Below are 5,071 nucleotides of genomic sequence, written 5' to 3'. Positions count from 1 at the left end.
GGCCCCGCAGGAGCAGATGCTGTGTCGGCCGGTGGCCCCGCAGGAGCAGATGCTGTGTCGGCCGGTGGCCCCGCAGGAGCAGATGCTGTGTCGGCCGGTGGCCCCGCAGGAGCAGATGCTGTGTCGGCCAGCTTTTCGGCCGCTTTCTTTTCGGCCGCTTTCTTTTCGGCCGCTTTCTTTTCGGCTTGCTGCCTTTCGATCTCCTTCTTGTCCCCCTGGAGCTCCTTTTCATACTCCCTCTTGAGCTCCGCCTTCTCGGCCGCCTTCTTCTCGGCCGCCTTCTTCTCGGCCGCCTTCATCTTGGCCTTCTCGGCCTCTTTGCTCTCGGCCGCTTTCTTCTCGGCCTCTTTCTTCTCGGTCGCCTTTTTCTTCTCCCTCTCGGCCGGGCTCATCGCGGCGTCTTTCCTCTCGGCCTCCTTCTTCTTGAATTCGGCCTCCCTCTCGTCCGTCATAATGCCCACTTTAGGACCGAACATTGGAGCGCCGTGGCAAAATGCCGAACCTGCCAGGGGGGAAGCACCGGGCAAGCGGGGCCATCCGGATAGAGGCAGGGCAATCCCGCCGAAGATGTTCAACCGCGCCCAGCGCCCAGACCGCCCCAACATCCAATGGCGGTCAGCTTGCACCGGTTCTACGCCCCAGGTGCTGCCACGAGCTGGCCGCGGTCCTACCCTCAGACCCATAGGATGCACGGGGTCGACTCCGCCACCAGGATCTTTCCGGCGTCACCGTGGCGCTGCTCTACGATTTGGGGAACGAGCGCGACCAGCCGAGCTGAGGCGGCCGGAACCAATCGAGTAGCTACCAACCACCGGGGAAGCCGCTGTCGGCCAGAAGCCTGTAACCGATGCACCCCACAACCAATAGTGCCAGTAGGGCGACAACGACTTGCACGCCTGGGCTTACGGTTCGTCTGCGATACCTCGGTTGCTGGTAGCCCACGTTCTCACGATCGGCATAACTCGAGGACGGTGCCACGCCACGTGCAGCAGACTTGGCAGCCTCGGCTGCCTCCTCGCTTGTCGCTCCTTGCTGGGACGCCTGCACCGCAGCCTCAGCCGCGGCCCTTACCTGCGCCTCCCCGCCACCTATATGGCGCCGAGCCCATGTCTCCCACTGGTTCCACAGATCGTCAGTCACGCGCCTCTCCCCCGTAGCTCTTGCCCAGGTTGGTCCTAGTCATGCACCAAGGATCGCCGACTCTTGCCGGAAGGATCTGCTACTTCCAGAGATCCCATCCCCGTTGCTGATGCACTGTTGCCGAGGTTGCTGCTGCCTCCGGTATCGCGGTTTCTGCCCCCGCCACCGGCCGCCTCGCCCAATCCATAGATTCAGGACGACAGCCGGTACGCCTCCGGCGTGCCCGACTCGTGCCCAATGCAAAGGGTCAACACCGGCCCACACGAGCGCCCCGGCATCACGAGTGCGAACGCTCCGTGCTCATCCACCTGGCACTGCCACTACGTGACGTGTAGATCAAACCAGATTCCCAAGCTGATGACCGATCCACCTGAACGTGACAGTTGCCCTGGCCTACGGGAGTATCGCCGGGTGGGCGCGACCGAAGTAGCACTTTGGGTCCCTCTTGCCGCCGGCGTTCTCGGCATCGTGGGTGCTCTGGCAGGCACCGCGGTTACTCAACGGGCCACCAGGAAGCGCGAGGATCGCCGCTGGGAACGCGAGCGTGAGCTGGATCAGGTCCGCTATGAACGCGATCGTCTTGCGCGGCAGCGCGAACGTCGGGCTGCCCTCTACGTGGACTTGGCCGAGTACACCCAGAGCGAGCAGTCCGCCCTAGAGGCCGCGACTGACGAGTACAGCGAGCGCCGAGTTCAGGTGCCCGACCTTCAACATCCGGATCGACTCACAGCACGCGTGAAGCTGTACACCACCCCTCAGGTGCGTGAAACCTGGATCGCGCTGGTCCGAGCGATGGAACTCCTCCGCTGGGAGTGGTCCGAAGGGGACGTTAACCGAAACGAACACCACAGCTGGCTTGATCAGGACAACCCCGCCGTGGTCGAGCTGGGCATGGCAATCAAGGAGATGCAGTCAGCACTGAGGGTGGCCGTCGACGAGGATGCCTAAGTTGTCCTCGGGCTAACGACGAGACGTACGGCTCACCGTCGATCCTCCAACGGCTCGTCGTTGAACACCCTGCCCATCAGCGCCTCCACCGCCTCTGCCGACGTGCGGCCGTCAGCGAGGAGATCGTGACCGTAGTCGCGCAACGCCCGTTCCACACCGTCGAGTTGCTCTGTCAAGTCGGCGGCCTGGGCCATAGCTGCCGAGGCTTCGGCTTCGGCGATCGCCAGACGCTCCACGTGATCGCCGGATGGCACTGCGGACGCGCCGAGGGTGGCGTGGACCTCAGCGACTGCCAGCAGGTCCCGACGCCGGCCGCGCTTGAACCAGCCCGCCATCGAAGCAGAGCAAGCAAGGTCGACGAGTTCTTCGGCGCGGCGTGCGTGCCAGTCGGCGGAGAAGGTCGGGGCGGTCTCGTTCATCGTGGTCTCCGTTCGTGGTTGATCAATACGGCCCGTCGCAAGCGGGCCCGTTAACCTCCGCGAGACGAGGGGGCAAGCAGGGCATCCCACCTGCCCCCTGAGCGGTCAGGCGATGAACAGCGCGGCGAGGGTCGCGGCGGCGGCAAGGAGCGTCGCCACCGCTGTGACCAGCGCCGTTACGGCCGTGAGGTAGCCGATGCGGTGCGTGTGCTGGTCAACACTTCGCTTGGTCCCTTCATCCCTGCTTGATAGCCTGGACACTCGTTCTCCTTACCTGGTGCGTTGCTAGCGGACCGTCACGGAGTTCGATGCGGCACCCGTTCCTAGGCGGGTGCCGCTCCGTGTCTATGCAGGTTCTACACGGGCCTTATGTCAGTCCCTGTGAGCAGGGACGGGGCTTGGCTACATCCGTGTAAGTCGTCCTGGTGCAAATCGAAGCACTCGATCAGCACGGAGTCCAACATGGGCGGTGGACAAGCCTCGGGACAACCTGTGGACAGGGATTCCGAACAGGTGTGCTAGCTGTGTACATCCTGTGGGCAACTCGGGGAAGATGACGTCCAGAAGGGGGCATGAGCAGCTAAGACACGATGCACACCCTGTGGATAAGAATGTTTCGGTCCGGTGGGTAAGACGCCCGGCAGTTTTTCCACTACTCATCAGTAGCGAGGCCAAGATTGCCGTCAGGGGGCTGTGATAGGGGCTCGCACCGTCAGCGAGAAGTCAGCGAAAGCGGCGTCGCCTGTTGCCAACCTTTGGCAGAGGACGACGGCCGCTGAGCAGAGAACGAGCAGTGTTGCCACTCGTCGACGACACTCAACGCCCGTCACTCGCCTTTGCAAGGCAGGGGTTAGGGGTTCGAGTCCCCTGGGCTCCACCAGCACTTCCCTTGGTTGATCGCGGTGTCAAGTACAGCGATTCGTACAGCCAAGCGGTCACGCCGTCCCCTCCTCGCCCAGCACCCGATCAATGGCTGAGGCAGCCTGACGAGCCCGCGCCGGCAGGACATGGCCGTAGGTGTCGGCCGTCATTCGGATCGTGGGATGCCCGAGCAGTTCCATGACGGTCCGCAGCTCCTCCCCCTGGTCCAGCAGGAACGTGGCGAACGAGTGCCGCAGGTCGTGCAGGTGTAGCCAGTCCAGCCCGGCCGCCGCGCGGAGCTGCTCGAAGCGCCGGTTGACGTTCCGCGGTTCCATCGCGATGCCGATCGTGCTGGCGAAGACCAGGCCCAGGTCCGACCACACCTCTCCAGCGGCGAGCCGTTCCTTGGCCTGGCGTACGCGCTGTGCCTCCTCTGACTCTGCCCAATCCCCTTGAGGGGACGCTGGCCCGGCGCGACCACCGGGCTGGTGAACGCGCGCGAGCAACTGTGGCGGTATCGATCGTGAGGCGCGGCCATCCTCATCTGCCGCAGAGCGGGCGGGTTACGGGGACATCGCGTACAGGTCCGGCACTGTTGGGCCGTCGCACATCATCCTGGTCGCGTCGTCGTCGACCTGCTGGACCTGATCGTGGTCACGGCATCAGATGGACGCGGATCCGTCTGGCCGTAACCGCCGCATCCTCCAGGACGGCCAGACGGGGCTCGGCGGATTCGAGCAGGTGTGGATGACGCAGCAGTGCCAGTGGCGACAGACGCCGGTCTGTCAGCACCGCGTCGATCATCGACCGGTCGCCGCCACAGACCAGGGCACTGACTGCATCGTGAGGGTCGGCGATAACACCGGGCGCATGGGGCAGCATGATCCGCGCGGCGATGTCCGCAGCCCGCTGAGTAGCAGCCTGGGCTTGGTTGGCGCGGCGACGTGCGTAGCGCTGCTGCGAGGAACCGCCGGCCGCGGTGCGACCCTGCACGTAGAAGCGCTCGACCTTGGAGACGGTGATGGTCGTACCGTCCGCGACACCGGCGGCAACCGCGCCCTTACGGGCCAGCAGCACGGCGATCCGGGGCGGTCGGATGATGCGGGCCAGCAGCGTGTCGACATCCTTCGCGTCGGCAAGCCCCGGCGGCGGATACAGCGTGGCGGTATCACCGTTGCTCACGCCGGTCAACACGAGGCCCTGCTCGGTGGCGCCGTTGTGGCGGCTGTAGAAGCCGTCGAGCCAACCACGAATCCGCTCCGGTGAGATCTCCACCCACCGCCCGCCACCCGCGGCGGGTCGTGCCTTCACCACGTGAACACCACCTATCGGGAACGGCCGGCCTGCACCCACCATGCTCACATGAAGCGGGTCGCGCCATCGAACACAGCCCAGCTGATGCCCGGTTCTGCCGATGAGCGGACGGACGCCTGCCGCCGCTGGCCGGTTCAGTTGTCCGCGGATCGGTGCGACGGGTGGGGCTGCGACGGCTCCGGCGTGGCCAGCTCGGCCCAGGCGTCCGCGTGGTCGGCTTCGGCGAGAAGCTGGGCGAGCCGGGCGTAGCTGTCGCCGCCATAGCCCGCCGCGGCGGCCCGGCCGATGATCCGTTGTACGGCTTGCAGCGGTGTGGTGTCGATGCCGCGAGCGGCGGCGGCGTCGATGACGTGGGCCACAGCGGAGCCTGCCGACGCGATACTGGAGAC

The 5,071-nt window shown here is 65.4% G+C and carries 6 protein-coding genes and 1 pseudogene; 1 reads left to right on the top strand and 6 read right to left on the bottom strand.

Annotation, left to right across the window (positions count from 1 at the left end):
• A pseudogene (locus ACWD6N_RS36895) lies at positions 1-452 on the bottom strand (hypothetical protein); the annotation flags it as partial.
• Between the two features lie 1,099 nt (positions 453-1,551).
• Here ACWD6N_RS36895 and ACWD6N_RS36890 point away from each other — a divergent pair.
• The gene (locus tag ACWD6N_RS36890) at positions 1,552-2,088 is read left to right on the top strand and encodes a hypothetical protein (protein WP_450006626.1); all 537 of its coding nucleotides are present in this window, start codon (positions 1,552-1,554) and stop codon (positions 2,086-2,088) included.
• Positions 2,089-2,120: 32 nt separating this feature from the next.
• Here ACWD6N_RS36890 and ACWD6N_RS36885 read toward each other — a convergent pair whose 3' ends face one another.
• The 5 genes from ACWD6N_RS36885 to ACWD6N_RS36865 form a co-directional block, all read right to left on the bottom strand.
• Entirely contained in the window at positions 2,121-2,507 is a 387-nt protein-coding gene (locus ACWD6N_RS36885) for a hypothetical protein (protein WP_450006624.1), read from the bottom strand.
• Positions 2,508-2,612: 105 nt separating this feature from the next.
• Positions 2,613-2,768: a hypothetical protein gene (locus ACWD6N_RS36880; protein ID WP_450006622.1), complete on the bottom strand. Its 156-nt coding sequence runs from the start codon at positions 2,766-2,768 to the stop codon at positions 2,613-2,615.
• A 674-nt stretch (positions 2,769-3,442) separates the two neighbouring features.
• Positions 3,443-3,751, bottom strand: a complete 309-nt coding sequence (locus tag ACWD6N_RS36875) for a tyrosine-type recombinase/integrase (RefSeq protein WP_450006620.1) — start codon at positions 3,749-3,751, stop codon at positions 3,443-3,445.
• Between the two features lie 271 nt (positions 3,752-4,022).
• Positions 4,023-4,682, bottom strand: coding sequence for an acVLRF1 family peptidyl-tRNA hydrolase (locus ACWD6N_RS36870; protein ID WP_450006618.1), 660 nt, complete (start codon positions 4,680-4,682; stop codon positions 4,023-4,025).
• A 134-nt stretch (positions 4,683-4,816) separates the two neighbouring features.
• On the bottom strand, positions 4,817-5,071 hold a 255-nt coding region (locus ACWD6N_RS36865; protein WP_450006616.1), incomplete at its 5' end, for an imine reductase family protein.

Source organism: Micromonospora sp. NPDC005163 (assembly GCF_053599835.1).
The sequence above is the reverse complement of the archived record's forward strand: the minus strand, read 5'-3'. Positions and strand labels throughout refer to the sequence as shown.